The sequence below is a fragment of the Roseomonas sp. SRI_022 genome (assembly GCF_057586215.1).
This window is the reverse complement of the sequence record NZ_JBYCZL010000017.1, coordinates 1-24,796: the sequence shown is the minus strand read 5'-3', so window position 1 is coordinate 24,796 and position 24,796 is coordinate 1. Positions and strand designations below refer to the sequence as shown.

Below are 24,796 nucleotides of genomic sequence, written 5' to 3'. Positions count from 1 at the left end.
GGGTCCCGCGCCTGATGGCCTTCGACAACCTCCTCCTCGCGCTCACCTGGCTGGCCGTCGCCGTGCTGGCGGTGGCCGGCGCGCTGACGGCGTCGCGCAAGCAGCTCGACCCGGTCGGCTTCATGCTGGTGGCCTGCCTCTGCGCCTTCGGCGGCGGCACGGTGCGCGACGTGATCCTGAACCAGCCGGTCTTCTGGCTGGCGGTGCCGGAGATGGTCGCGCTCGCCGCGGGCCTTGCCATCGTCGTGTTCTTCACCGCGCACCGGATCGAACGCCGCTTCGTCGCGCTGCTTTGGGCCGACGCGGTCGGGCTTGGGCTGTTCGCGGTGCTGGGGGCGGAAGCCGCGCAGCGCGCCGGCGTCGATGCCTGGGTCGCGGTGCTGATGGGCACCATCACCGCGACGGCGGGCGGTATCCTGCGCGACATTGTCTGCGCCGAGGTGCCGCTGGTCCTTCGCCGCGAGATTTATGCGACCGCCGCTGCCATGGGTGCGGCGGTCTTCATCCTGGCGCAGGGCGCCGGGGCGGGGCGGACGCTGGCGGTGTCGCTCGGCATCGCGGTCGGCTTCGGGGCGCGGGCGGCGGCGATCGCGGGGGGCTGGTCGCTGCCGACCTACCGGGCCCGGCCAGGCAGGGAGTATCCGGACCAGCGATGACCCAGCCGGTGCTGGCGGTGCTGCTGACCCTGGGCGCGGGGCTGCTCTACACGCTCGGCTACGCGCTCGCGAAGATCCTCGCGGGGTCACTCGACCCGGTGCAGATCACCTTCCTGCGGTCGGTCATCGTGCTGGCCGGCGGGGCGCTGTGGCTGACGCGCAGCGCGGATGCCGCCGGGGCGCTGCGGCGCCTGGCCATGCCCGCGCAGGCGAGCGACCAGCGGCTGGCGGCGGCGGTGCTGATCCTGTCCACCACGCTCGCCGTGGTCGGCTACTCGCTGGTGCCGGTGACGGAGGCTTCCGCCCTCGGCTTCACCGCGCCGATCATCCTGGTGGTGCTCGGCGCGCTGGTGCTGCGGGAGAAGGTGACGCCGCGTCGCTGGATCGCGGTCGCGCTTGGCTTTGCCGGCATGCTGGTGGTGGTGCGGCCCGGTGGCGAGCTGTTCACGTGGGCGGCGGTCATGCCGGTGTCCGGCGCGCTGACCTATGCGCTGTACCAGGTGCTGACACGGCGCATCCGCGGCGTGGCGGATGAATGGGACGCGACGATGCAGGGCGCGCTGGCGGGAGTGGTGCTGCTGGGTCCCGCGATGCCATGGTTGTGGCGCGCGCCAGATGCCGGGGACGTGGCGCTGGCGGTGCTGTACGCGGCCGTGCAGACCGCGGCGCTGCTGTGCATCGCCGGCGCGGTGCGCCGGGCGGAGGTCTCAGGCCTCGCGCCCTGGCATTATTCGCGCATCGTCTTCGCGCTTGGGCTGGATGCGCTGCTGTTCGCGCGCGTACCGGGAGTGTGGGCGCTGGCGGGATGCGCGTTGATCGCGGCGGGTGGGTTGGTGCTGGCCTGGCCGCGCAGGGCGCGGTGAAGTTGGAGGGGCCTTGCCCCTCCAAACCACCCCACCAAAGGGCAGTGCCCTTTGGAATGCCATCACTTGGCGCCGCGCGCCGGTGTCGGGTCAGGGGGCGAATGGCGGCTTGGCGCACGACATGTGTCCGGCGCGAAGGGGAGGAGGCCTTTGGTGGGGCGGCCCGGAGGGGCTGCCCCTTCGGCCTTTCACCCCACCAGCACTCCGTTGCGGTGCACTTCCTCCGCGATCTGCACCGCGTTCAGCGCCGCGCCCTTGCGCAGGTTGTCCGCCACGCACCAGAAGGCGAGCCCGTTCGGCACCGTCGGATCGCGCCGCAGGCGGGAGACGAAGACCGCATCCTCCCCCGCGATCTCGATCGGCGTCGCGTAGCCGCCGTCATCGCGCGTATCGAGCACCGTGATCCCCGGCGCCTCGCGCAGCGCCTCGCGTGCCTGGCGTTCGGTGATGGGGCGCTCGAACTCGACATGCACCGCCTCGCCATGGCCGATCATCACCGGCACGCGCACGCAGGTGGCGACGACCTGGATGTCGGGGTCGAGGATCTTGCGCGTCTCCACCGCCATCTTCCATTCCTCCTTCGTCGCGCCATCGTCCATGAAGCGGTCGATATGCGGGATGACGTTGAAGGCGATGGGCTTGGTGAACTGCTCGGGCGTCGGCGGGTCGTTGACGAAGACGCCGCGGGTCTGGGACCACAACTCGTCCATCGCCTCCTTCCCCGCGCCGGAGACGGATTGATAGGTCGCGACGACCACGCGCTTCACCTTCGCCATGTCGTGCAGCGGCTTCAGTACGACGACCATCTGGATGGTCGAGCAATTGGGATTGGCGATGATCCCCTTCTTCGGACGTGTCGCAATGGTCCGCGCATTCACCTCCGGCACTACGAGCGGCACGCCGGGTTCCATGCGGAACTGGGAGGTGTTGTCGATCACGAGGCAGCCGGCCGCCGCCGCGCGCGGCGCATGCACAGCCGAGACGGCAGCACCTGGAGAAAACAACCCGAGATGCGTGCCGGCGAAATCGTAGCGGTCGAGGTCGCGCACCTTCAGCACCTTGTCTGGTCCGAAGGAGATCTCCTGCCCGGCCGACCGCCCCGAGGCGAGCGCGACCACTTCGCTGACCGGGAACTGCCGTTCGGCCAGTGTCTTGATGATTTCGCGCCCGACCGCTCCGGTGGCGCCAACGATTGCGACCTTGTAGTTCATTGCGGCGCCTCCTGATGGGAGCCGCCATCTAGCAGCGGATGGCGCCGCACGCACCCCGCGCGCCAATTCCGCGCGGTCCAGGGGACCGTTGCCCCCTGGCGGGGTGGTCCGGAGGGCCTGGACCTCTCTATACCGAACAGCCATCAGGCCTCACTGACAGCCCTCGAGCCGCGATTGCAGGTTCAAATCGGGGACGCGCAACCGACGATGCCAATACATCGAGGTGGCAATCTGAGCTGCAGGTGGAGGACTGCGGCCAAGGGAATGGCGCACCGTCGACGCGAATCCCACCCGCTCCGCCAGTTCCAATTCGCATCGGGCTCTCCGCCTCACCGACGACCCGGCTGAGTGGCAGGCTTCTTGGGGTTTTCGAGGCAGACCTGTTGACTGGCCCGGCGCGGAGGTGGCCGGAAATCGCTCTCCGGAGGCCAATTCTCTCCGGACCTGTTGACTTGGCCGATTTAGTACGGAACTCGCAAACTCAGGTAAAGGGCCGGTTTCGGCGCGGTCAGAGCTTGCTCCGGTTCGTATCCCACTTGCCCGAAATCCGTACTTCGTGAGCGAACACTTCGGTACGCGGCTGGTCTCCACCCAGATGTAGCACCCCTACAACGTTGCATCGCCCAGCCGCGTCGCCCGCTCACGCTCGATCAGCAGCGGCAAGAAGGCAACGCCAGGCTTCGTCGATAGCAGGCGCTCTTCGCCGGCCGTGACCGCTTCCACGAAAGCTGGTTCATAGCCCACGAGAAAGCCGGCGGCCTCGCGGTCCTCGCGCGGGCGGAGCACCACCGAGCCCAGGACTTCTACTTCCTTCTCATCGGCAATGCTGGCCCGCCAGCGTCCCGGGATCGTCGGCCCGCCTCCCACCCCGCTGAAGAACGCTTCCGGCGCATCCCCGCGGAGCGCGGCGGCGATCCCGGGCAGACCGAGGCCGAAAAGGGATTGCGCCAATTGCAGCCTCACCATCCCGGCGCGCAGGGCGGCGGCCTCGCCTTCATCCAGTTCCTCGCCGTCGTCGTCCGGGTCATCGAGGCGGAGCAGCGGGCGGACGAAGCCGGCGGTGATGGGATCTTCGGCACACCACCCGCTGCCGACAGCCCAGCTCTTGGAGCGGATCCTGCGCCACCCTGACCCGCTATCGCGCTCGATCCGCATGCGGGCAAGCTGCCCGGCGGCACCCTGCATCGTCGCGTTCATCTTGTTGCGGAAGTAGGTGCCTTTCGCTTCGAGAAGGCCTGCCGGCGGATGACAACCCGTCGTTCCGACCCATACCCAATCCGGCAGGTCGCCCTTGGCCCCGGGGATACGCGTCGCGCGAAGCCTCCGCGACATCGTGCCAGGCAAAGCCATGTCGTCGCCGTCAATGGCAATGCAGGCGGCAACATTGAGATGTTGATGCGCGAGCCAGCGCGCCATGAAGCGACCGAGCAGGCCGGAGGTCGCGCGTCGCACTTCCCGTCCCAGGCCGGGGCCTCTCCCTCGCCAGGTGAAGGAGGTGTCCCCAGGAACCAGAAGGTCCTCGATTAGGGTGGCGAGGCCAAGCAGCGGCGCGGCGTTCTGGCTGAGTTCAAGGGAAGCAGCCCGGGCGAGGGTGTGCAGGTCCACATCCACCCGGGGCCCTGCTGGCACGCTCGCTGGGCGCGCGGTGGCGGGATAGACGGTGAAGTCGAGCGATCGCGTCGTGGTGCCCACGCCGAGGATAGCGGCACGAGGTCGTCGTGCGCTCATGTGAACCCGCGTTGGTGCAGGCGTTCATGGCGGTCGGCCTTCAACTCCGACAGCCAGCGCTCACCCTTCGCGTCGAGGAAGGTCCCCTTGATATCCACCCCGGGGTGTACCGGCATCGGCAGGCACGTGCCGACCCCATCCGTTTCCGCCCAGCGGGCCGGAAGCAACATTCCTCGGCACTCCGAGCGAAAATGCAGGCTGTCGTTTGTTACCCAGAGCTTGCTGTCTTGCCCCAGTGCCGATGCGCGGAAACGTTCCCACCCCAGCTCCGCAAGAAGCCCGTTTTCCCAGGCCAATCTGATTGCCGGTTCGAGGGCGCACACAGCGGCAGCGTTGAACAGCATGCCGTGCTGCGTGGAGAGCCAGTAGGCGGCGCGGTAGCCGGTCCGCCCGTTGAAGAGCCAGTCGAACAACGCCGCGCTGACGCGGAAGGCCGCCTCGAGGCGAAAAAAGCCAGGCCGTTCGCAAGCCTGGACCCGATGGAGACAGAGTGCTCCGGCGCGGGCCTCCACGAAAGCCGCGTCGGCCAGGTCGGCGATGAGCCTCTCAGGTGGCGGGGCCACTTCCAGGAGGCGCCTGCGGCGGTCGCCGTCCACCGTTCCCGCGAGGCGCCACTCGGCGGCGGGCACGGCCGCGAGCGCCATCTCAGCCATGCTGCCCCCATCCCGCGAAGGTGCCATCGGCCGTCAGCCGGTCCCATGCGGCCAGCACCAGGCGGGCCATGCGGTACTCGCCGTGCTGGCGGATCTCCTTCTCCTTCAGCACGCGGAAGGTCTCGGAGGGGAAATCGGGGCCGTGCAGGTCCGTGGGGTCGAGGATGTAGCGCAGCTCGTCGCGGGTCAGGCCGTAGAGATGGGCGTAGGCCGCGTCGAGCTCGGCGCGGAGATGGGCGCGGCGGCCTTCATCCCAGCCGAAGGGCGGGCCGGTGAAGCCAAGGTCCTCCGCCCATGGGCGCATGTCCTCGGCGGTGTAGGTGAGTTCGAGGACGCGCTGGACAACGAACGTGCGCAGGTGCGTTGAGTACCGCTCGGTCTCGATGAAAGGCAACTGCTTGAAGACATATTGACCGAGATTAAGATAGCTCACCTTCTGGCGGCACATATAATCGACTACAATCGCGTTTGCATTCGCGCAAAAGCAAGCAAACAAATCGTTTCCTACATTTAAATTCACAAGAATTGTCTTGTGGCCAACGCCAAGGCGTGGAAAAAATGTGCATACAAGTGTTCGATATGTAGATGCGGTTGTTGCTTCCCCGTATCCGAATAAGAATCTTTTATTCGTCCATTTGGCTAATCTTGAATCGACCTCGGACTGCTCCACCCAGTAATACGGAAGGGATAGACGGGTTGGATTGCGGTGTTCGTCATCGCTTAACTCAGGCAGGACGCGGTGACCGCGTTCCGTATCACGTCCAGTGTAGTCGGCGTATCGGTGGTCAAACTGATCCATCATCTTTGCTTCGTAGAGCCGCACCATGCGCGCGCCACTCGGCAACACCCAATCCGCACCGTCGCGCACTGCGCCGGCCTCAGCCAGTTGGACGGCGGTGCGGAACAGGCCGCTATCGTTTGACATATGCAGCATGGCCATGAAGCTCACGCCCCACGGATTGCCGGCCTTGCCCTTCGTCTCGTCGATCAGCACGGGCACGCGGGCGTAGATGCGCTTGGTCAATTCCGCATCGGCCGAGGAGCGGAACACCGGGCAGGTCCGTGTGTTGGGGTTGATCAGCCGGATGTCCTCGGCCGAAAGGGTGAAGGCACGGCGCCGGTCAGCAAGGTGCTCGACGCGCGTGGCGAAAAACACGAAGTGCGCCGAAGCCTCGCTGCTGCCCAGCGTCAGCAGCGCGAACTTGTATGAGCGATGCACCTCCTCAAACAGGCCTTCGCGGTTCTCGAAGTCATACAGGCTGGCCAGCCGCCCTCTCCCAGCCACCTCATCGAAGAACGCCTTGGTACTGTCGTCGGTCGCGATACCGGTCGGCACGATCAGCCCCGCGCGCCCGCACGGCGAAGGCAGCCGCAGGAAGACCTCGGCGAAGAGTGCGTAGGTGTTAACGTCGCCCACTGCCGTCAGCGGAAATCGCCCGCAGCCGCGCACGAACTGGCTGGATGCCTCGGCGTCGCGCTTCGCGTGTTCAAAGGCGCGCAGCAGCGCGCGATCCGCATCATCGCCGCCTCGCAGCCCCTCGATGAGTTTGCGCCGCGCCGCCGCATTCGGTGCTGTCGCGATGGCCTGATGCCGCGCGGCGAAGAACTCCTGCTCCTGTAGCTTGATGCGCTCCCAAGGCGGGTTCCCCAACACGCAATCGAAGCCCCCAGCCGCAAACACATCCGGGAACTCCAGCGGCCAGTGGAAGAAGCGCAGCCGCGCCGCCGTTTCCGCCACCGCCCCCACCAAGGGGCCATAGACGCTGGAGGGCGCGCGCAGGTAGCGCCACACCGTGTCGGTCGTCGGCACCAGATCCCGCCCGCGCAGTTCCGGCCGCTGCGCTTTCGGCGCGAAGAAAACCGCGCACCACAGGTCGCAGGCCACGCGCAGATCATGCGCGACACTGCCGTTGCGCAGGCTCTCCAAGGCATGGCGCTTTACGCGCACCGCCTCCGCCGTGTCCTCCGGCGCCTCGCTCAGCGCGGCGATAGCGGCGGCGAGATCGTCGGGCAGCTCAACTTCGGGCAGCAGCGCCAGCGTCGGGTTGTCGCGCTCGCCCTTGTTCCGCTTCTTGAGGTCGCGACAATACGCCTTGTCATCGCCCGTCAGCTCCTTGAACGCCTCGTCCGGGATGCCGCCCTTGAGCACAGACAGGTCCGCGACGCCGATCAGGCTGTCGCCGCACTTGATCCGCGCATCGAGGAAGGAGAGCGGCTTGCCCGGCTCCAGCGCCTCGATCCACAACGCCGTGCGGCACAGCTCGACCGAGAGCGGGTTGCGGTCCACACCGTGGATGCAGCGGCGGATCACCTCACGTAGGGCGTGGCGGCGTACCGCCTCGTCCGGCAGGTCACCATCGGCATCGAGCCGCGCCACCGCCTCCGCCAGCCGCCGCGCCGCCATCAGCAGGAAGTGGCCGGAGCCGCAGGCGGGGTCCAGCACACGCAGCCGCAGTAACGCCTCGCGCGGGTTGTCGGGGTTGTCGCGGATGGCGCGCTCGATGACAGGGTCGAGGGCGGAGGCGCGCAGCTCCTGCGCCAGGCTGCTCGGGGTGTAGTAGCTGCCCGAAAGCTTTCGCTCGTTCCCCTTCACCGTGCCGCCGGCCGCATCGCCCACGAAGGCGAAGGTCCATGGCCGCGTCGCCACCTGCACGACGGGGTGGAGCTCTAGCAGGCTCTCATAGACCGAGCCCAGCTCCTCGGTATCCATGTCCCGGTAATTGACGCGCTGGAGCGTGCCCCGATCGGTGAAGAAGGTCAGCGCGTGGATCGCCTCCAACAGGCGGCGGTTGGACAGCACCGCACCGTCCAGCGCCGGGCACTGGTCCTCCTCGAACAGGCCGCCGAGGGCGGGCAGGCCGAGCGGCGGGGCGCCGCGTGCCAGCGCCCGGAAGGTTACCGTCAACCCCGCCCAGAGGTCCGCGTGGCCATCATGATGGCGCTTGCGGCGCGAGCGCTCGCGCAGCCGCGCCAGCGCGTAGCCCTGCGCGTAGAGGGCACGCGCCTCGGCCGGCGCGTCCGGCGCGTGCAGCAGACCGCGCTCCTCCGCCGTGGCGAGCAGGATGAGGCGATAGACCAGGCGGAGCAGTTGCTGGTGCAGCGCGTCGGCGGAGAGCGTGCCGTCGTCCAGCGCGGCGCGCAGCGCGGTGTTGGCCGGGTGCTCCACGAATCCGGAGCCGAGGTCGCGCAGCGCCTTGGTCACTCCGGCGCGGAGCTGCGTCAGGGCGCGTTGCCCGGTCTCCGCCCCCACCGCACGCCAGCGCTCCAGCCAGCACCCGGCCATGCCGCCCTCGCCAGGCGCCAGGCGGGAAGCGTGGGCGACAAGCCAAAGGGCGGCGAAGTCGGGATACAGGCCCTCTTCGAAGATCCGCTCCAGATCTGCTTCGACATAGGCGGGCCGGGTCAGGGAGGGGTTATCGCGCAGCAGGCGCAGCCGCACGCCGTTGGACACGACGCCCCACAGCGCCGTGGGCTCGGCGTTGAGGTATTCCTGCATCGCCGCGTGCGGGGCTCGGCGGCGGCCGCCATCGCCGAACTCGGGGCTGGCGCGGTCGAGGTCGCGGGCGGCCACGGTCAGCAGCAGCGGCACGGCGCCGGCATGGGCGCGGTGGGTGATGGGGAAGCCGCGTTCTCCGACATAGGTGCCGGGCGGGGCCTTCGCGATATCGGCGTAGCCCAGCACCTCGCGGAGCAGCCGCAGCAGCCAGCGCTCGACGCCGCTGCGCTGCGCGTCTCGGTCGGTGCGCGCGCGGTCGCGGCGGTACTCCTGCCAGAGCATCTCCGCGTCGCGCCAATAGCGACCGATCTCGTCGCGCAGGCTGCGGCTGGCGAGCATGCCGTAATCGGTGGCGGCGCGACCGGGCACACGCTCGCCCACCACGGCCTGGAGGAATTCGGCGGGAAAGAGGCCGCCTTCGATGCGGATGGCCGTGAAGGCGCTTTCCACGCGCGGCGGCGCTGAGGTGCGCGGCGACGGGAGGGGCAAGGCGTCCATCACGCCGGCACCAGCACATAGAGACCGATCACGTCGGCGGGCAGGCAGGGCTCGACGGACGGGCGCCAGCCCTTCCCGGCCGAGGCGTCGCGGACGCGGGTGTGGTCGGCGAGCAGCGCCTGCGCGCGGGTGCGCGCGATCTCCTCGATGGCAGGCATGGCAGCGGGCAACTCGTCCAGAGCGTCGCGCACTTCGAAGGCGCGCTCCTCGGCCTCCATGTTGCGCGCAGGCGCCGCTTCCAGCAGCGACAGCGCGTCGGCATCCTCCAGCAGGCGGGGCGGGTCGGAGCCGGCCAGCGCAATACCGATGGCCTCTTCGGAGAGCAGGGTGCGCACGCGCTGCCAGCGTGTGCCGTCGCGCTCCTCGACGCCGATCTGCGAGCGCAGGCGCAGCAATAGGATCGTGGTGCGTCGCGTAACCGTGCGAGTGGCCACCGCGCCGCAGCGCGCCGCGAGCGCCGGCTCATCCTCCGCGAGCGCGCGTTCGGCGACGTGATCGGCAAGTGCTGCGACCAACGGGTGGGTGCGGTGGACGGCCTCGAACCCCGCGGGGGCGGGGAAGCGGAAGGTCAGGCGTACCGACTTCCCGGACAGCCCCGCGGCGTCGAGCCTTTCGCGTATCTGGAGTGGCAGGTGTTCGGCGGGAAGGCGGAAGCGCCCCGCGCCGCGCTCCTCCAGCGGGGCACGCAGTCGCTCGCAGGCCGAGGTCACGAAGCGGCGCACATCCGCCTCGCCGCCGAGGGCCGCCACCGCCTTGTTCCACTCGGGCAGCACTTCCTCGGGCTTCAGGCGGGCCTGGCGGAAAATGGTGATGCTCTGCCGTGCGTTCTCCTTCGCGCTCTCCCATGCGGTCTCGAGATCGGACTCGGCGCGGCCGAAGTCGAGGCGGCCCTGACGGAGGTCATCGGCGACGCGCCCCTTGTGCAGCAGAACGGTGCGCAGGATCGCCTCGGTGACCTTGTTGGTGTCGGCGGGCACCGGGACGGCGACGCCGAGTTCGCGGCGGATGCGCTCGGCCTTGCGGACGATAACGCGCAGCACCGCACCGTCCACCGGGTTGTTCTCGCCATACAGCATCAGCGCGCGGACGACCTTTTCTGGCTGGCCGAACCGGTCCACCCGGCCCTCCCGCTGCTCGTGGCGCGTGGGGTTCCAGCTCAAGTCGTAGTGGATCACGGCCGAGAAGACGGCCTGCAGGTTGATGCCTTCGGAGAGGCAATCGGTCGCGACCAAAACAGGCAGCTTGTCCTGTGCGATAGCCACCAGCGCATCGATGCGCGCGCGCCGCTCCTCCAGGGGAAGCAGGCCGGTGATGACCTCGACATGCTGCTTGGCTGGGTCAAGCGCCGCGGCGAGGTGCTCGCCAACGTAGTGCGCGGTCTGGATGAAGCGGCAGAAGACAACGGGGCGGAAGCCCTCAGCGATCAGCGCTTTCGCCCGGGCGACGAGAAGCCGCAGCTTCGGATCGCGGTCCGGCCCGCGCAGTGCGTCGGCGCGCGCGAGCAGCCCGCGCAGCGCCATGGCGTCCTCGGGGGTACCGCCCGCCTCCTCGCTCAGTCCTGCCGGGGCGGCGTCCTCGGCGGTCAGGCTGTCGGTCGCTTCGCCGTCCATCACCGCCGCTGCGCCCTGCTCGTCGAGGGCCTGCACCTGCTCCACCTCCGTCGCGCCCTCGACCGACCGGAGCCGGGTTGCCAGCGCGACGGCAGCGGAGGCCGGGGACGAGGAGACGCAGCGGAGCAGCGCGAGGGCGGCCCACCATGACATGCGCTGGCGCAGGACGGACTCGCCCTCCGCACGCCGCACCATGCCGCGCGCGTAGTCGAGCACCTCGTCGAAGAGGCGGCCCCAGTCGCCCGAGAGGGTGTAGGTGGCCTCTGACGTCTCGCGGTCCGGGAAGACGCTGCCCTCGTCGCGCCATTCCGCGATGTCCGCCCGGCGGCGCTGGACGAAGTGCAGCGCGAGGCGCTCGCGAAGCTTCTGGCGGGTGGGGCCGTCGCCCATGCCCTGAAGGGCACGGAAGTCCGGGTGGAGCAGGCCGAGCAGGTTGTGGAAGGCTGCCTCATCGCCCGAATGCGGCGTCGCGGTGAGGTGGACCATGTGGCGGTCTGGCTTCGCCGCGAGGCCGCGCAGCAGCGTTAGTCGCTGATTCCGTTCGTCACCCCCGGTGCCGACCGAGGCGTGCGTCTCCTCCACGATGACGAATTCGGGGCAGGCGCGCAGGAACTCGTCCCGGCGTCGGTCGGATTTGATGTAGTCGAGCGAGACGACCGTGAAGGGATGGACATCGAAGATGGACTGCCCCTGCGGCAACCCGCGCTCCAGCCGCCCGGCGGTGCCGGTCCGCACGATCTCCGACTGGATGCCGAACTTGGACGCGAGCTCGCCTTGCCACTGTTCGCAGAGGTGCGGCGGGCAGATCACGGCGAGGCGCGCGATCTCGCCCCGATCGAGCAGCTCCCGCGCGATCAGGCACGCCTCGACAGTCTTGCCGATGCCAACATCGTCGCCGATCAGCAGGCGCACCGTGTCCATCTTCAGCGCCATCAGCAGAGGGACAAGCTGGTAGGCGCGCGGCTCGACCGAAATGTTGCCGAAGGAGCGGAACGGCCCCGCGCCGGCTCGCAGCTTGAGGCGCAGCGCGTCACGAAGGAGCAAAGCGGCAGCCTGAGCGCCGGTCTGCTCTGGGTCGGGCGGTGGAAAGGTCGCGGAGCGCGGCGCGACCGGCTCCAGCGGCAGGTAGATGAGCGTCTGGTCCTCCTCCGCGCCTCCGAGGGGCCGCAGGCGAAGCAGGTCTGGCGAGTCGTTGCCGGGCAGGACGACCCATTCCCGACCGCGCGCTGCCACGAGGGTGCCGGGGCGGAACTCAGCACCCGGGTTGTTCAGAGCGACGCTCATGAGCGGCCCTTGCCGAATACGAAGGGGAATTTTGCGAGGACAGCGGGCCAGTCGCCGCGTTGCTGAGTGAAGGAGACCACCTTGTAGCCCGCGTCCCGCAGCGCGCGGCGCTTAGCCTCGTCTATCATCTTGGCGGCGTCGCCTTGGTGGTGGGGGCCGTCCACGAAAATGAGAGCCTTTGTGCCGTCGTAGGCGAAGTCGGGCCGCACTGAGAACTCGGCCAACAGCGGCTGCGCTCGGTCCGGGAGGCGGAAGCCGCCATCGCGAACCGCCTCCAGCCACGCACGCTCCAGTCCGGATCCGCACTGGCGGAGCAGCGCGTCGAAGGCATCCTCCGCACGCGCGCCTGACGCGCTGCCCACCGAGGCGTCGGCGCGCGCCAGACGGCAGAGCAGGTCGAGCACCGCCTTGTGCCTGCGGTCGATGCGGCCGTGATCGGGCTGGTTGGAGTAGGAGAGGAGGCAGCGGTAGCACCCGGCCTCGCACTCCGCATCCGTGTCCTGCAGATCCGCGTGGTCGGTCCAGAGGCCCGACTTTGACCGCCAGTGCGCGACCTCCAGCGCCCGAATGGCGATACGCCGGATCGCGTGCGGGTCGGCCACCAGGCGGCTCAAGACACCTGCACCGCCTTCCGCGGCCTCATAGAGCAGGATGGCGTTGCGGTTGTCGCGGTCCGGCAGGGGTTCAGCCGCCAGCTCGCTCTCCTCCAGCTGGAACAGCCCCTCGACTCCGCGCTTAAGTGCGTAGGTCAGGGTTGTGATCTCGTCCGCGTCGAGCTTCACCGCTGGGCGAAGGACCAGGACGTTCCGGCGGTCCTCTACGAAGGGAATGATGCGCTGTACGGCGCGAGCGGTCGGCGCGTCGTCCATGGCGTCGTCGGGCGCCTGCTCGTCACGCGACCACTCGCCTGAGGCGACATCAATGTTGAAGCCGAAAATCGACTTGTTCTTGCGGCGCCGCCAACCGAGGTTGATGCGCCACACCGTCGCCGCCGGAGCGTAGCTCGCCTTAACCAGCAGGTCGCCGCCCTCGCGAAAGTCCACCGGCGTGTGTCGCCGCTGGCCCTCTGCCTCGGCGAATCTGAGCGTCGTGACCACCTCATAGCCCTGCCTCTGGCGCTCCTCCTCGTCGGAGGTGATCCGATCGGCACGCTTGGTGCTCACCTGATCGATGCGGTGCAGGTCGAGCAGCGTAGGCATCCCGCCTTCGAGCCGGGCGCCGCAGCTGACGCACAACTCGTGGTCTGCCTCCGCATCAAAGTGGCCGTAGCCGCAGGCGGGGCAGAGCTTTGCGCGGCGGGTAGTGAGCCGCGCCGAGGTGGATACGCTCTCCGCGTCACTCACCGTCAGGATAGCCTTGCGGACCCGGTAGGTGGATCCCTCGTGATAGATGATCGAGCGCGGCCCGAACTCCGACAGGCCGAGGAAGCGAGGCCGCGAGAGGAAACCGTCGCGGCCGATCTTCTCGCGTCGCGCCGGGATGAAGGCCAGCAGCGGCAAGCGCGGGAAGTTGTAGCCCGGCAGGAACCCCTCCGAGGCAAGATAGCGGTAGCAGTAGAAGTCGGACGACATTGTCGCGCGATTGTCGAGCAACAAGTCGCGCTGGACGCGGGCTTCGTTGTATCGTGCCTTGGCCTCATCACGAGTTTTCTGGTCGGCAGCGGCGTTCATCTGCACTGCGTGCGCCAGGTCCATCTGCCGCTGGGCCGCATTGAACAGTGTCCGCCAGCGGTCGAAGGCCGCGTCGAGATTGAGGTGTGCGGAGCGGATCACATGGTCAAGCCAGTCCGCCGTGAACCACGGCGCGCGGTCCGGAGTCAGCTCGTCGCGCAGGGAGCCAAGGATGGAAATACCGCGAGCAGCGGCGCGCTGCCGCACGCCAGGCTGGTCCACCTGCGCGGCGATGGCCGGCAGCAGAGGCAGGACAGGAAGGGTCTCTTTGTCGAGCACATCCTGCACCGACGGACCGAGCTTCTGCCCGGTCTCACCGAGCCAAACGGCGTTTAGGTGCGACCGGATCAGATCCTCGTTGGCAAGATCAAGTGCAGGCGGATTGACCGCGCCTGCCACCATGCGCGCTGGGTCGCGGAAGAAGTACTGGTCGTGCGGTGAGCGCGCCGCGCAGTAGGTGAGAACCAGCGCGGGCTGGCCGGACCGCCCCGCGCGGCCGCTCCGCTGCGCGTAATTCGCGGGCGTCGGCGGCACGTTGCGCATGTAGACGGTGTTGAGCGTGGCAATGTCGACGCCCAACTCCATCGTCGGCGAGCAGAAAAGCACCGGCAGCTCGGCGCTGCGGAAACGATCCTCGCGTCGCTCCCGTTCGTCGGCGTCGACTTGCGCCGTGTGCTCGCGAGCTTGAAGGGCGTGAAGGAAGCGGTCGTCGCCGCGCAGCATCTCCGCTACGTTGTGGTAGAGATCGCGGAAGAAGGCGTTGTCGCTGTCGCTACCCGAGCCTTCGCCGAGCGTCCACTGGATGCCACCAGCAGGCACACGCCAGCCGGTGTAGCCTCCCTCCACCTCGACCCGCTCGACAAGGCCGTAGATAGCCAGCACCGCAAGCATTTCGTCCGCGATTTGATTGTAGGCGTCCTCGTCGATCTTCCCCGGCACAGCATCGGCCGCGGTGCCCCACGTATTCTTCGCCTTAATGCGGCGCCCGAAGGCCGAGCGATGGGAGAGGTGAATGACGCGGTCCTGTAGACGACCCGAGGGCGGCTGCGGCCGGGCGACCATCGCCGAGGCGACGACGGGCCGCTCATCCTCCGCCATCCCCCACGGTTCGCGTAGCTCGCTGAACGACCGCTTCTGCAACTGGTCGAGGAAGTTTCCGTCTAGAAATGCGGTCTTGATCGCGAGACCGCGTCGCATCCGGTCCAGCAGATCGCGCAGCAGCTTCAGGCGCGTCTCTGCTGAAGCGCGGGCCAGTAGCGGGTGACGCTTGGTCCACTCCGCGTCATCTGCCGCGCATTCTTCGAGTGAGACGTAGCCGATGCGCAGGAAGCCCAGCTGCTCGAGGTTGGGGTGCGTGAATCGCCAGCCTCGCCGCAGGTCGAAGTAGAGACGATAGCCGAGAACGTCGCGCAGTGCCTTCTTCGCCGCGTCGGCGCGGAGCCCCTTCGCCTCCGGCGCGCTCGCGTAGTCTAACGGCGTGAGCCGGAGGTGATCCAGCACGCGGTGCGTCAACTCATCGTCGGAGAGCGAGCCTCCGGGCTGGTTGCGCAGCGCGGCGAGGAGCGCGCCGCGCAGCAGCAGCACCATCACGAAATCATTGAGGTGCCCAGCCTGCAGGCTGGCATCCTGCCGGTTGTCCGTAAAGCCGAGCAACTTTCGCGCGGCCTTTGGCAAGGACGCCTCGCCCAACAGGTGCCGCATCGCCGCGATGGTGAGGACCGTCGTGGCGCTCGACCGCCCTTCGGCGGAGAGCGAGCCAAGCTTCGCCGTCTCGCTGCGGACCGCGCCATCGAAGACTGTGTCGCAGCGCGGGTTGAGGCAGAAGCGGAAGCTCCTCGGCACGAACCAGCCCGGCACGCCACGCTCGTCTCCGCTGCCGTCAGGCCCTGCGCGGAACGCGACGGGGCGGTTCTGCCGGTAGTTCTGGCGGAGGCGCTGGGTGCCGTCTCCGGCAGGCTCCAGCCATTCGTCTGGGTAACGATCGGCGTCCTCGGCGTCGAACTCACCCTGCGCGTCGGGCATCCAGTAGCCGTGGACAGTGCCGCCCTCGTCATCGGCGCTGCGGTCGCCGAACTCGCGCGGCGCAATGTGGACGGGACGGCGCTCGGAGACTGTCGCCCAGACCGGCAGATACTCCTGACCGCAGGCCCTACAGAACACAGCGGTGAAGAGGGGCTTGCGGTCGGCGCCCGGCTGGAACTGCTGGCCGTTTAGCGTCAGGTAGCGCGCCCCGGGGGCCTCCAGCGTGGTGAACACGTCGCCTGCTCCGGCGACGAATTGGTGCAAGCGGAACGCGAGCAGGGGCCGACCGTCCGGGCCGGGCGTCCGGTAGGCAAGGAGCAGCAGTCGGCGGATGTGTTCGTGGCACTCCGCTTCGGAGCGTCCGCTCGCTGCCGCCAGCATCTCCGATGCCTCGCGCAAGGTCTTCGGGTTGCTGGTGCGAACCCAGCGCCCGTCCGGGCGGCCGTCCTCGCGGGCAAGGCCCAGGGTGGTTTCGAGCCACGCCGCGACGGGATGGCGGCGGAGCGCCTCGGTCGACGCCGAAGACGGCACGCCGGCGACGATGGCCATAGCGAGCGCAGCCCCATCGGTGGCGGCTGCGTCGTCCGTAACGCGCTGCAGTGTCTCCGTGATAACGTGTTCGGGTCTCACTTCCGCGCCGAACAGGCGGCTGGCCACGGAGGCCACTGCGCGGGCGCGATCGGCGGCGGTTCCGCCCGTCGCCATGGTGGCGCTGGTGCCGACGCAGAGGAGGTCGGGGTTCGTGCGGTCGCGGACGCGACGTACGAGCATGGCGACGTCCGCGCCCTGCCTTCCCCGGTAGGTGTGCAACTCGTCAAGAACGAGGAACCGCAGCCCCTTGGCCTGCGCCACGACCTGCGGGTCGGGCGATGAATGCCGCGTGAGCATCAGCTCCAACATCACGTAGTTGGTGAGCAGGATGTCAGGGGGGCTCGCCGCGAGTCGTTGCCGGGCTTCCTCGCCCTCCTGACCGGTGTAGCGGGCGAACGTGACCGGCTCTCCGCCCTCCGGATATCCGAGGCACAGGTATTTCTGCAGCTCCTCAAGCTGGGAGTTGCAAAGGGCGTTCATCGGGTACACCACGATGGCGGTGAGCGCTGTCGGCTGCCCGGCGGCTTTCCGGCGCAGCACATCGTCCACGATGGGCACGAAGTAGCTGAGCGACTTACCCGAGCCCGTGCCTGTGGTGAGGACGTAGCTCTTCCCTTGCTTGGCGATCCGGATCGCCTCCTCCTGGTGGCGATGGAGGACGAGAGGCGAGCCTGCCGCCCCCTCGGCAGACTTGCCGAACCGAAAAATCCGCTCGCACTCGGGGTGCAGAAGTCCTTCGGTGACGAAATTGCCGATCGCGCCCGCCGGTACGAATGCCGGGTTGAGCCCGACCATCGGCGCCGGCCAGAAGCGTTCCGCCGAATACTCGGCATCGACATGGCGCTTGATGTCGGCGGACCGAATCTTCACGAAGGAGCGGGTAAACTGCTGATATTCGTCGATCAGTTTGTCCCGGAACTCAAATACGTCCATGGTCCCCCGGCGCCGTCCTTTCCCGTCTGCAATAACAGCATAGAGGATGAGGTGAAGCTGCGCACCTGGCTTGTGGAGGAATGCGCCGTTCTCAGCAGGTATACGGAAGCGGCAGATTACTGAGCGGGCAGCTGTCTATCCCATTCGGCTTCAAGCCCGGCGAGTGCCCAGGTGAGCGTGACGCCATCGACCTGCCGCCCGTCCAGGATCGCCTCGACGATATCCGGCGCCAGCAGCGTCAGCCGCAGCACGCGCGAGACGTAGGACGAGTTGATCTTCTCGGCCGCGGCCAGCTCGTGGATTGTGGCGAAGCGTCCGGTCTCCAGCATCCGCCGCCACCGGAACGCCCGCGCTACCGCCTTGATGAGCGTGATGTCCTGCCGGCGGTCCAACGCCAGCATGCCGGGCGTGACCATCGCCTTCCGCCCGCCTCGCGGCTTCACCGAGAGCGGGATGACCACCGTGAGGGTCTGCGCCTCGTCACTCATGCCGCCGCCCTCCCGGCCTCGGGCGCCTGGGCAGCCAGGTCCCGCACCAAGCTACCGAGCCCGTCCAGCCGCAGCCGCACCGCGGCGCCCTCCGCCCGGACGTCGACCCTGTCCACTAGCAGCCGGACGATGCGCGCCCGCTCGGCGGGGAAGAGCTCGTCCCACAGTGGCTCGATCCGCTCCAGCGCCAGCAGCGCCTCCTGCTCGGTCACGTCCGTCGCCGTCGCCCGCGCCGCCCGCCAGGTGCCGACCACCATCTCGGGCTGGCGCAGCAGCGCGCGAACCTGGGCGACCACCGCCGTCTCGATCTCCCCGGCCGGGAGGCGTCCGATCGCGGGCCGCTCCGTCGCACCACCCTTCAGCACGGCTTGGCTGACATAGTAGCGGTACATCTGCCCGCCCCGGCCGCGGCTATGGCTGGGCGACATGGCGCGGCCCTCGCTGTCGAAGATCAGGCCGCGCAGCAACGGCGCGGTGGTGTTCCGCGTCCGGTTGACCCGCACCCGCGGGCTGACCTGCAGGACGGCGTGCACCGCGTCCCACTGCGCCTGGGCGACGATGGCGTCGTGCTCGCCGGGATAGGCCGTGCCCTTGTGCACCGCCTCGCCGAGGTACACGCGGTTGCTGAGGATCCGGTAGACGTCGCTCTTCGTCAGCGGCCGGCCCCGCTTCGTGGTGGCACCCTCGGCGCGCAGCAACTGGACCAGCCGGGTGCAGGACTCCGTCTCGACGAAGCCCTGGAAGATCCGCCGCACCAGCGCGGCCTCAGCGTCGTTCACCAGCAGCTTCCGCTCGCGCACATCGTAGCCCAGCGGCACGAAGCCACCCATCCACATGCCGCGCTTGCGCGATGCTGCGACCTTGTCGCGGATCCGCTCGCCAATGACTTCGCGTTCGAACTGAGCAAAGCTGAGCAGGATGTTCAGCGTCAGCCGGCCCATGCTGGTGGTGGTGTTGAACGACTGGGTGACCGAGACGAAGGTGACGTTGTTCGCGTCGAACACCTCGACCAGCTTGGTGAAGTCCACCAGCGAGCGGCTCAGGCGGTCGATTTTGTATACCACCACGACGTCGACCAGCCCCTCCTGGATATCGGCGACCAGCCGCTTCAGGGCAGGGCGCTCCAGGGTGCCGCCTGAGATGCCGCCATCGTCGTAGTGGTCGCGGACGAGCACCCAGCCCTCGGCACGCTGGCTGGCGATATAGGCCTCGCAGGCCTCGCGCTGGGCGTCGAGGGAGTTGAACTCCATGTCGAGCCCTTCCTCGCTCGACTTCCGGGTGTAGACCGCGCAGCGCAGCTTCCGCACGGTGGCCGGCATCGCGCCGGCCGGCTTCGCGTCGCGCTTCATGCCGCGCTCCGGCTCGGGCGCAGCCCGAAGAACACGCGCCCGTTCCAGCGCGTGCCGGTGATGGCGCGGGCGATGGCGGACAGCGATTGGTAGGGACGGCCGCTATAGTCATAACCGTCGCGCGTGACGGTCACCACGTGCTCGACGCCCTGGTACTCGCGGATCAGCTGGGTGCCGGCGATCGGCTTGTCGTCGCCGCGCATGCGGCGGACGGTGACCTTGCCGCCGTCGAGTTGCTCGCCGAGGGCCTCGAGGCGGGCCAGCGTCTCGGGCTTCAGGCCGCCATAGGCCAGTTCCTGGATGCGATATGCCAGGCGGCTCTCCAGGAAGCGCCGGTTGTAGGGCGGCGGCTCGGTGCCGAAGAGGTCCCGCCATTGCTGCTTCAGGGCCGGCGTGGTGGCGGTCTTCAGGGCGGCGAGCCGGCCGAGTACGTCGGCAGGCGGGATGGCGGGCAGGGCAGGGGTGTGGCGCGCCACGGGCTCGATGGCATCGGAACTGTTGGTTCGGCGGGTCATGCGGAAGTCCTCTCCAAGGGGACCGCATGCACGCTCCCGTGACCGGAATAGTGTAGCGAACTCTCTCCGATGACTCCGAGGTCGCGGTCGATGTCCTCGGCGGTGCGGCTTCGCAGGCGCAGTAGGCCGCGGGCGAGGATGTCGCAGACCTCGCGGAGGCGGAGCGGCATGGAGTGTTTGTGATGAAGCTGCATGGCGAGAGCGGCGTATCAAAACCGGATGACGCTTTCATAGTGTGATCAAGCGCTTAGAGAAGCTGCGCGAAAACAAAAGCACTGCAAGGCAAGGCTTCGAATGCTGGCCGAATACTGGAACTTGCGCTCGTCTTCGCAGGATTGCGACAGTATCGTCGAATCGAGCAGCGCGACCCGGTTGCGAAGCTCGGCTGCGGAGGGAATGGCCCTTGCCAGTTCAGGTGGATTGCTCTTGGCCTCGACCGCACAGCGGTCGCGCTTTCGTCGTGGGCCGCTAGCGGATGGGTCACCAACGTCTTGGAAAGCTTCCGGCTCACCGCCTGCTTCCGGAGATCATCCGGTTCCTGCTGGACGGGACGGTGCCCAGTCCAGCTCTGGTCGAGCATGTTCATCAGCTGAGCCACGACGCTCTCGTGCAGGCCATGCGGGATCCAGTGTTTGTCGAAGCCGTGTGGCTCTTAATGTGCTTGCCCCACGTGGCTGCGTCATCGCGCTTCGAAGACGGCATGGCCGCAATCGGCATTATCGTGCCGGGACGGTTGTCCGTTGCCGGCTTACTCTCCGCTGTTGATGCAGCCCTGGAGCGCGTGCAGCGGCGATGCGATAGCAAAGCGACAGATCTGGGTGAGATCGCGCGGCAATCAGCACTTTCATCGCTCAGCGAGGTAATCCATTCGCGGCTACCCCGCCTGTGGCAGCCGACATCGGAGGACACGCGCCACGTGCTCGCAGTTCTCAGAAGTGCGGAGGCCGGCGCTGACCTGATCCAACAGTTCCATTCGCGCTTTGTCGAGCGAGTCCTTCACTTCTACGTCGATCGAAATCTGCATCGCATGGTGGGCCCGGGAAGGACCAGCAAGTCGTTCGGCGATCGCCGGAACTTCGATGCCGCGTTGCGTCGGCACTGCGACGAAGCGTCGCTTATCATGCGTGGGTTTGCACGTGACTGGTTGGGTAAGAATGTCTATCGCGAAGGGAAGACCCTGACCCATCAGGATGTCAAACGCTTCGCGAGCTACTCACTCGAGAAGCTGAGGCTCGAGCTGGCGCAGCGCAAAGGCGTGTCGTGAAGCAGTTCGACATCGAATGCGGCGTCGCCGCTCCCTCTCGCACCGGTGGCATCTCGCTCGCGCTGGGCGGCAGCGGGAGAAATATCAACCTCCGCATCGACTACATCACCCGTCGCATGGTGGCGGACGTACCGGATCTTCTGACCGACCTGCTTGAGATTGCCGCATATGTCTACTGCGCTGACCAGCGCCTACCGAGGGGAACGAGCCATTTCTCGAACTACGGCGAGAACTGGCGGAGAACGCTGAACTTCTCGATCCCCGTCAGATATCCAGGGGTGTGGCAGCAGGAGGAGGTTCAACGTCTGCTTACGGCGACGCTCGGATTCCTATCCGATGACAGCTACGCTTTCGAGTTTACCAAACTGCGTGCGCCGTCCGTTATGCGCGATGCCTATTTTCACGAGCTGATCGAGTCGGCTCGCGAACCCGAGGTGGTTGCCCTCTTCTCAGGCGGCATCGACTCGTTTGCCGGCGCCGCGGAGGACCTGCTCCTGCGCGGTCGCGCGGTCTCGTTGGTCGCTCACTCTTCCGCGCCGAAGGTCCGGCATGTTCAGGATGAGCTGATTGCCAGCCTGCGAGCCGAGCTCGGGGAAGAACGGAGTCGTCTAACCTTCGTACCAGTGCTGGTCACGAACACATCGGCAGAGCCCGTTGAATTCACCCAACGCAGCAGGTCATTCCTCTTCGCCTGCCTCGGTTTCGTTGTTGCTCGTCTGGCAGGTAAGGATAGGCTGACGTTCTACGAGAACGGCGTCGTCAGCCTCAATCCGCCTCTCGCCGGCGACGTCATCGGCGGGCGCGCCACTCGCACGACTCACCCACGCGTTCTGCGCGGACTTGAAGATCTGTTCTCGACGCTCCTGCAGCAGCGCTTCGTCATCGATACGCCTCTTCAGTGGCTCACCAAGCCGGAGGTAGTCAGTCTCATTCAGAAGGCGGGAGTCGCGCACCTCCTACCCAAGACAAGTAGCTGCACCCGACCGAGAACGTGGTCGAAGAGCCAGCGCCACTGCGGCGCGTGTTCTCAATGCATCGATCGGCGGTTCAGTGTTCTCGCTGCGCAGTTGGCCGATTACGAGCCCGCGTCGAACTATAGGACTGACCTCCTCACAGCGGACCGAAGCCAGGATGACGATATGCGGATGGCAGTGAGTTACGTCTCCTTCTTCAAGAAGATGCTGCTGACGCCGCGCTCCCGTCTTCTAGCGGAACTCCCGGAAGTGGTTTCCGCTATCGGGCATTTCCCGGACAGGAGTGCGGAGCAAGCCGAAGCGGACATCTTTGATCTCCTCCAGCGTCAGGCACGTGCTGTCGAAGGAGTTATCACGTCGGCGCTTAACCAGTACGGAACTCAGGTGTTTCGTGACGAACTTCCAGCGGGATCGCTCCTTTCCATGTGCTTAACGCGGCGCGTCGTCGAGGTCGCACCGCCGAGCGATTACGACGCTCGAGCAAAAGACTTCATCGACCGGCTTTCCGCGCCCATCCTCGAATTCGCTATTGACGCCGTGAAGCAGTCGGTGGTGTTTCGTGGTGGTACCTCGCTGGAAGGTGCAAACTACAGGATCGTGCACGAACTTCTGGAAGACTTTCGACGAGCAAAGGCCGAAGGACGCGATGTGCCATTCGTTCCATCGGCTGAACTGGCCGTGCGCCTCGGCACAGAGGAGCAATCGATGAGGCAGCAGCTCACCCGCCTCAGATCCGCGATGGAACCACTCGTGGTGTCACTCGGCCTGGTGCTCGACCAGAACAGCTTCATCGAGAACCGTCCGCGCATCGGCTACCGGATCAACCCGGCCGCACGCGAATTGGCATTAGGAGACCTTGGCGTACTGTCGGCGAACGCCCAGGGCTCCAACGCCAATGTCACAGGCGATGCCCCCTGACGTCACAGCGGGCGTGACCAATAGGCAGCAGAGCGCCCTTTTTTCGGGCTGGCACGTCACAAGAAGATCCGCGGCTGCGAATACCAGTCTTCCCATAAGTCATTGAAACTCCACGCATATGGAGGCGATGCAGCGCGTCTGCGTCGCCCTCCGCGAACAGCGATGGAGCCAAGCAGTGACGACCAGGCACCTCACTCAGATTGAAGTCGCCCGCCGCTGGTGCCTCAGCCCGCGGACGCTGGAGCGCTGGCGCTGGCTGAAACAGGGGCCGCGCTACATCAAGGCGGGCGGACGCGTCATCTACAGGATCGAGGACATCGAGGCCTTCGAGGCAGAGCAGCTTCGGGGGCAGCGTTGATGGACGCCGCCGCCGCCGCTGCGATGTCGGATCCGGAGCGCAACCCGCATTTCCGCCGCCGTTGGAATGACCCAGGTGCGGATACCCCAGCCTCCATGCCGCGCCCTGGGGCCAGCGCCATCGGCACCCTGGGGCTGGTGCTGCAGGAGGCGATGGACCGTCGCCGCGTCGAGCGGGACCAAGCCGTCGCCGCCAACAATGGCGATCCGCCGCGATGAACGCCGAGCCCCCCCTTCAGGCGGATCGGGACGAGCTCGAGCGCTTCGTTGGTGCGCTGTTCCGCTACGCCGACGACGGCAGCTACGTCTCCCTCCGATCGTTCTACGACGATGCCGACCAGGTCTTCCGCATCCAGGCTCATCACCTCGCCGCGGATCGCCAGCACCTCGTCGATGCCGCCTGCGACCTTGCCACCCGCGCGGCCCGGGAGAAGCGTCCGGTTGTCTTCGCGCCACCGATCGCGACCTTCCGGACCGCTGTTCAGGCGACAGAATCCAACCTGCACAACGGCCTCACCCTCAGTGTGGAATGCGACAGCCAGCCCGAGGAAGCGCGGCAGATCCTGGAGCAGCTCCTCGGGCCGGCGACCGTCGTTGTCGCCAGTGGCGGTGAATGGCCCGATGCGGACGGGGTCATGCAGCCGAAGCTGCATCTGCATTGGCGCCTGACCGAGCCGACGCGCGACGAGGCGTCTCACGCCAAGCTGAAGCAGTGCCGCGCCATGGCGACGGACCTGGTCGGCGGTGATCCCACCACCAATCCTATGGTGCATCCGATGCGCTGGCCGGGATCGTGGCATCGTAAGGCATCGCCGCGGCTCTGCCGCATCGTCGCCGAGACCGAGCACGAACTCGACCTCGACGACGCCGAGCAGTGCCTCCGCGAAGCTTGGGACGTCTTCAAAGCCACGCGGCCGAAGACCGATGACAAGCCGCAGGACACGCCGAACGAGGGAGAGCCGCGGGATTCGCGCGAACTCGTCAGGGCCATCACCTCCGGTGCCGATTACCACGCGCCAATTGCCGCCCTCGCCATGCGATACCTCAAGGGAGGCATGGCCGACGCGCAGGCGGTGCTGACGCTGCAGGGCATCATGCAGGGCGTGCCGGAGGCGATCCGCGACATCAAGGACGGTGTGACGCACCCGCTGCGCTGGCAGTCCCGCTACAACGACATTCCCCGTGCCGTCAGCACGGCCCGGGCGGAGATCGAGGCGGATAAGGCAAAGGCGGCGTCGGATGACGTCTTCGCGGCCGCGCGGATCGGGGAGTTCCGCCTCGACGCCATGACCGCCGGGCTGCCCCCGGCCCAGGAGTTCCTGCTGACCCCGTTGATGCCGCTGGGAAAGGTCGGCCTGATCTTCGGCGCAGGTGGCATCGGAAAGTCGCTGGTCGCCCTTTCCCTGTGCCTGCGGGTCGCCATCCGGGGCAGGTTTGGCGAGGTCGCGCTCGGCGGCTTCTCGATCCTGGGCGGCCACATTCCGCTGGAAGCGGCGGGCGCGAGCGTCTTCCTGACGCTGGAGGACGACACGGCAGAGATCCATCGCCGTGTGGCGTCGCTGGATCCGCAGAACCGTCGCGATGGCGCGCCTTGCTTCGTCATCCCCGCCCTGGATGTTCCCGGCTTCGACCCCGCGCTGGTTGTTGCGGAAGGGCGTCTCGCGGCGCTGACGGCATTCGCCATCGACGGCCTTGACCGTCTGCTGACCAACGTCA

At 67.5% G+C, this 24,796-nt stretch carries 16 protein-coding genes; 7 read left to right on the top strand and 9 right to left on the bottom strand.

Annotated elements, in window-relative coordinates:
- The first annotated feature begins 14 nt into the window (after nucleotides 1-14).
- Together AC2YHJ_RS17195 and AC2YHJ_RS17190 are read left to right on the top strand one after the other, a co-directional pair.
- On the top strand, nucleotides 15-656 hold the full coding sequence (locus tag AC2YHJ_RS17195) for a trimeric intracellular cation channel family protein (protein ID WP_487397316.1): 642 nt from the start codon (nucleotides 15-17) through the stop codon (nucleotides 654-656).
- Nucleotides 653-1,519 (top strand): DMT family transporter, encoded by an 867-nt coding sequence (locus AC2YHJ_RS17190; protein ID WP_487397315.1) that lies wholly within the window; start codon nucleotides 653-655, stop codon nucleotides 1,517-1,519. The genes AC2YHJ_RS17195 and AC2YHJ_RS17190 overlap by 4 nt, the downstream gene beginning before the upstream one ends.
- A 188-nt stretch (nucleotides 1,520-1,707) precedes the next feature.
- Here the strand turns inward: AC2YHJ_RS17190 and AC2YHJ_RS17185 are convergent, their stop codons facing one another.
- The 9 genes from AC2YHJ_RS17185 to AC2YHJ_RS17145 all read right to left on the bottom strand — a co-directional run bounded on the left by AC2YHJ_RS17185 (nucleotide 1,708) and on the right by AC2YHJ_RS17145 (nucleotide 19,567).
- Nucleotides 1,708-2,730, bottom strand: coding sequence for an aspartate-semialdehyde dehydrogenase (locus AC2YHJ_RS17185; RefSeq protein WP_487397314.1), 1,023 nt, complete (start codon nucleotides 2,728-2,730; stop codon nucleotides 1,708-1,710).
- 606 nt (nucleotides 2,731-3,336) lie between these two features.
- Complete coding sequence (locus AC2YHJ_RS17180; protein ID WP_487397313.1) at nucleotides 3,337-4,458, bottom strand: hypothetical protein; 1,122 nt, start codon at nucleotides 4,456-4,458, stop codon at nucleotides 3,337-3,339.
- Entirely contained in the window at nucleotides 4,455-5,111 is a 657-nt protein-coding gene (locus AC2YHJ_RS17175; RefSeq protein WP_487397312.1) for a hypothetical protein, read from the bottom strand. Before AC2YHJ_RS17175 ends, AC2YHJ_RS17180 begins: the two co-directional genes overlap by 4 nt.
- On the bottom strand, nucleotides 5,104-9,105 hold the full coding sequence (locus AC2YHJ_RS17170; protein ID WP_487397311.1) for an Eco57I restriction-modification methylase domain-containing protein: 4,002 nt from the start codon (nucleotides 9,103-9,105) through the stop codon (nucleotides 5,104-5,106). The genes AC2YHJ_RS17175 and AC2YHJ_RS17170 overlap by 8 nt, the downstream gene beginning before the upstream one ends.
- Nucleotides 9,105-11,999: a helicase-related protein gene (locus AC2YHJ_RS17165; RefSeq protein ID WP_487397310.1), complete on the bottom strand. Its 2,895-nt coding sequence runs from the start codon at nucleotides 11,997-11,999 to the stop codon at nucleotides 9,105-9,107. The genes AC2YHJ_RS17170 and AC2YHJ_RS17165 overlap by 1 nt, the downstream gene beginning before the upstream one ends.
- Entirely contained in the window at nucleotides 11,996-17,215 is a 5,220-nt protein-coding gene (locus AC2YHJ_RS17160) for a DEAD/DEAH box helicase (protein ID WP_487397309.1), read from the bottom strand. Before AC2YHJ_RS17160 ends, AC2YHJ_RS17165 begins: the two co-directional genes overlap by 4 nt.
- A 116-nt stretch (nucleotides 17,216-17,331) precedes the next feature.
- A complete protein-coding gene (locus AC2YHJ_RS17155) occupies nucleotides 17,332-17,703 on the bottom strand; it encodes a hypothetical protein (RefSeq protein WP_487397308.1) in 372 nt (123 codons plus the stop codon).
- On the bottom strand, nucleotides 17,700-19,052 hold the full coding sequence (locus AC2YHJ_RS17150; protein WP_487397307.1) for a recombinase family protein: 1,353 nt from the start codon (nucleotides 19,050-19,052) through the stop codon (nucleotides 17,700-17,702). Before AC2YHJ_RS17150 ends, AC2YHJ_RS17155 begins: the two co-directional genes overlap by 4 nt.
- Complete coding sequence (locus tag AC2YHJ_RS17145) at nucleotides 19,049-19,567, bottom strand: DUF2924 domain-containing protein (protein ID WP_487397306.1); 519 nt, start codon at nucleotides 19,565-19,567, stop codon at nucleotides 19,049-19,051. The genes AC2YHJ_RS17150 and AC2YHJ_RS17145 overlap by 4 nt, the downstream gene beginning before the upstream one ends.
- Before the next feature lie 475 nt (nucleotides 19,568-20,042).
- On the opposite strand from AC2YHJ_RS17145, the gene AC2YHJ_RS17140 reads away from it, so the two are divergent.
- From AC2YHJ_RS17140 to AC2YHJ_RS17120, 5 genes are all read left to right on the top strand, one after another.
- A complete protein-coding gene (locus AC2YHJ_RS17140; RefSeq protein WP_487397305.1) occupies nucleotides 20,043-20,831 on the top strand; it encodes a hypothetical protein in 789 nt (262 codons plus the stop codon).
- Nucleotides 20,828-22,723 (top strand): 7-cyano-7-deazaguanine synthase, encoded by a 1,896-nt coding sequence (locus AC2YHJ_RS17135; protein WP_487397304.1) that lies wholly within the window; start codon nucleotides 20,828-20,830, stop codon nucleotides 22,721-22,723. The genes AC2YHJ_RS17140 and AC2YHJ_RS17135 overlap by 4 nt, the downstream gene beginning before the upstream one ends.
- Before the next feature lie 175 nt (nucleotides 22,724-22,898).
- Nucleotides 22,899-23,081 carry a helix-turn-helix transcriptional regulator gene (locus AC2YHJ_RS17130; protein ID WP_487397303.1) on the top strand — a complete coding sequence of 61 codons (183 nt, stop codon included), beginning with the start codon at nucleotides 22,899-22,901 and terminating at the stop codon, nucleotides 23,079-23,081.
- A complete protein-coding gene (locus tag AC2YHJ_RS17125; protein WP_487397302.1) occupies nucleotides 23,081-23,299 on the top strand; it encodes a hypothetical protein in 219 nt (72 codons plus the stop codon). The genes AC2YHJ_RS17130 and AC2YHJ_RS17125 overlap by 1 nt, the downstream gene beginning before the upstream one ends.
- The coding region (locus AC2YHJ_RS17120; RefSeq protein ID WP_487397301.1) for an AAA family ATPase at nucleotides 23,296-24,796 on the top strand (1,501 nt) is incomplete at its 3' end. The genes AC2YHJ_RS17125 and AC2YHJ_RS17120, both read left to right, overlap by 4 nt.